This is a genomic window from Mycobacterium sp. TH-M103 (assembly GCF_057473785.1).
Map to the genome: position 1 here is coordinate 1 of NZ_JBYCLG010000243.1, position 3,020 is coordinate 3,020.

Here is a 3,020-nt window from a genome sequence, read left to right on the forward strand (position 1 = left end):
GCCGAGATCGACGAACCCCGGCGATGGATCGACAGGGTCCTGTAGGGCGGCTGCGTGCGGCCGTCGAGGGTTTCGCCGCCACCTACCTGCCCACCGGGGCGCGATGGTGTGTGGCGGTCTCGGGCGGCCCGGACTCGCTCGCACTCACCGCGGCCGCGGCCCAGCTGCGACCCACCACAGCGCTGATCGTGGATCACGGCCTGCAGCCCGGCTCGGCGGCCGTCGCGGAAACCGCCCGCGTACAAGCGGTCGCGCTGGGATGCGTCGACGCACAGGTGCTTCGCGTGCACGTCGGCACCGATGGCGGTCCCGAGGCCGCCGCCCGCGCCGCGCGCTACGCAGCGCTGGACAGCCACCGCGACGGCCCCGTGCTGCTGGGGCACACGCTCGACGACCAGGCCGAGACGGTCCTGCTGGGGCTGGGGCGCGGCTCCGGGGGGCGTTCGCTCGCCGGGATGCGCCCGCACGATCCTCCGTGGTGCCGGCCGTTGCTGGGAGTGCGCCGCAGCCTGACGCACGCCGCGTGCCGCGAACTGGGGCTGACGGCTTGGCGGGACCCGCACAACGCCGACCGCCGTTTCACCCGGACCCGGATCCGCCTGGAGGTGCTGCCACTGCTCGAGGACGTGTTGGGCGGGGGGGTGGCCGAGGCGCTGGCCCGCACCGCGACGGCGCTGCGCGAGGACACCGAGTTGATCGACTCGCTCGCCGCCGAGGCGATGCCCGGCGCGAAGACGGGCACGGGGCTGCGGGCGGGGACGCTGGCCGCGCTGCCCGATCCCGTCCGGCGCCGGGTGATCCGTTCCTGGCTGCTGGCCGGCGGCGCGACCGGCTTGACGGACAAGCAGATTCGCGGCGTCGACACGCTGGTCACCGCGTGGCGCGGGCAGGGCGGAGTGGCCGTCGGATCCTCCCTGCGCGGTGAGCGGCTGATCGCGGGCCGGCGCGACGGTGTCCTGACGATGTGGCACGAGCCGGTCCGGTAACCGCAATATCCGAACCGCCGTTGGTTATTGGCGCGCCGGCATGGCACGCTGTGCTCGTGGCGCAGATCTCCTCGGCGATCACCCCCGCGCAGCCAACGGAGCTCTACCCGGGGGATATCAAGTCTGTGCTGCTCACGGCTGAGCAGATTCAGGCGCGGGTCGCCGAACTCGGCGACGAAATCGGCGCCCGCTACCGCGACCTGGTGGCCGAGTCCGGCCAGGACCTGTTGCTGATCACCGTGCTCAAGGGCGCTGTGATGTTCGTCACCGACCTGGCGCGCGCCATCCCCGTGCCGACCCAGTTCGAGTTCATGGCGGTCAGCTCCTACGGGTCCTCGACGTCGTCGTCGGGTGTGGTGCGGATCATGAAGGACCTGGACCGCGACATCCAGGGGCGCGACGTGCTGATCGTCGAGGACGTCGTCGACTCCGGGCTCACGTTGTCGTGGCTGCTGCGCAACCTGAGCAGCCGGCACCCGCGGTCGCTGCGGGTGTGCACGCTGCTCCGCAAGCCCGATGCGCGGGGCGCCAACGTCGACATCGCCTATGTCGGTTTCGACATCCCCAACGAGTTCGTCGTGGGCTATGGCCTGGATTACGACGAGCGCTACCGCGACCTGTCGTACATCGGCATGCTGGACCCCAGGGTCTACCAGCAGTAGCACCGACTCAGTCCAGCCCCCACACCGCGGTCACCGAGAAGCTCACCGTCTGCCGGCCGGGTTCAGCGGGACGGCGGCCACGCCGCGTTGTGGCGCCGGCGCCTTGGGCGGCCCCGATCCGGCCACTTCGGAGATGGACAGCACCTTGCCCAGCCGGAGGCCGGACAGTTGCGCGTATTGGCCGGCCCTGTTCTTGGCGTCGTCGAACGCCCGCGCCCGCGCATCCTTGACGAGCTGGGAGTCGTCCGAGATCGAATAGCTCACCGAGTTGATGCGGGTCGCATCACCGCCGGCGCCGACGATGAGCGCCAGTACCCGCGACGCGGCGTCGGGTGGATGGATCTTGACCTCGATGGCGTTGGCGGCGCGGTAGCCGGCGATGGTGGCGGTGCCGCCGGGCGGGGCAGTACCGTATTGCGGCTGCAGGGTGACGTCGGTGGTGTTGATGTCCTTGCGATCGATCCCGGCGCCGGTGAGCGCGCCGAGGACCGCTTGCTGGCGGTCGTTGGTCTGGTCCATGGCCGCGGTGACGTCGGGTGCGGTGAATTCAATGCCGACCTCGGCGGCCAACGTGTCCGGGACGCCCTCGACGTGCCCCGAACCGACGACGGTCACCTGGCGCGGGTTCGCCCCCGGCTGGGCTGGGTCGTGGTCACAGGCCGACACCGTGGCGATGGCCGCGCCCGCGGCGGTGGCCACGAGCGAGCGGCGGACGAAGCCCGGAATGCTGGGTTGCGGCATGCGGTGCACCTTAGCGCCTCGACCCGCCCGGATGTTGCCAGCAAAGCATAGTTTCTCTATGGGCAACCACGAGAAAGTTCATGCCAAACTCTAATCATATTTTTTTGCAGCATATTTCATGCCATACGCATAGACTGCAGCACAGCCCCCCAGCTAAATGAACAATTGTCGGCTCTGTGGTGAACATAGCCCGCGAAGGCTGTAGTGCGGCGACATCGCGCGCTTAACATGTCCGAAGCTCTGCGGCAGTGGCCGACTGGCCGCTGAAATGCATTGGATATCACCACCTTTGAGGAGAAGACATGTCAAATGTGATCGCACGTACGGAGATACTGGCGGCCACCGCCGGGAAATTGCATTCCATCAATGCGGCGCTGCAGGCCGGGACCGCGGCGGCAGTCGCACCGACGACCGGCGTCGTTCCGGCCGCCGCCGACGTGGTGTCCTTCCTCACGGCCGCACAGTTCGCTTCGCACGCAAAGCTTTACCAGGAAATCAATGCTCATGCCGCAGTGGCCCGGGAGCAGTTGGCGACCATGCTGGCCATCAGCACCGGTTCCTATGCGGCCACCGAAGACGCCAACACCGCCTTGGTCGGATAGGAGCGGGCGCAGACATGCTGGACTTCGCG

The 3,020-nt window shown here is 68.9% G+C and carries 3 protein-coding genes and 1 pseudogene; 3 read left to right on the plus strand and 1 reads right to left on the minus strand.

Features of this window, described 5'->3' with window-relative positions; genetic code table 11:
- The first annotated feature begins 23 nt into the window (after positions 1-23).
- On the plus strand, positions 24-986 hold the full coding sequence (gene tilS / locus AC2VOR_RS14020) for a tRNA lysidine(34) synthetase TilS (RefSeq protein WP_486963969.1): 963 nt from the start codon (positions 24-26) through the stop codon (positions 984-986).
- A 50-nt stretch (positions 987-1,036) separates the two neighbouring features.
- Entirely contained in the window at positions 1,037-1,648 is a 612-nt protein-coding gene (gene hpt, locus AC2VOR_RS14025) for a hypoxanthine phosphoribosyltransferase (protein WP_486963968.1), read from the plus strand.
- Positions 1,649-1,655: 7 nt separating this feature from the next.
- Here the strand turns inward: hpt and AC2VOR_RS14030 are convergent.
- Positions 1,656-2,389 (minus strand): annotated as a pseudogene (locus tag AC2VOR_RS14030) (SIMPL domain-containing protein).
- Between the two features lie 302 nt (positions 2,390-2,691).
- On the opposite strand from AC2VOR_RS14030, the gene AC2VOR_RS14035 reads away from it, so the two are divergent.
- Positions 2,692-2,991: a PE family protein gene (locus AC2VOR_RS14035; protein ID WP_369736668.1), complete on the plus strand. Its 300-nt coding sequence runs from the start codon at positions 2,692-2,694 to the stop codon at positions 2,989-2,991.
- The last annotated feature ends 29 nt before the right edge of the window (positions 2,992-3,020 follow it).

Bases quoted from the DNA above. Each gene is read 5' to 3' on its own strand.
- tilS (WP_486963969.1), top strand. From the start codon at position 24: ATGGATCGACAGGGTCCTGTAGGGCGGCTGCGTGCGGCCGTCGAGGGT.
- AC2VOR_RS14035 (WP_369736668.1), top strand. From the start codon at position 2,692: ATGTCAAATGTGATCGCACGTACGGAGATACTGGCGGCCACCGCCGGG.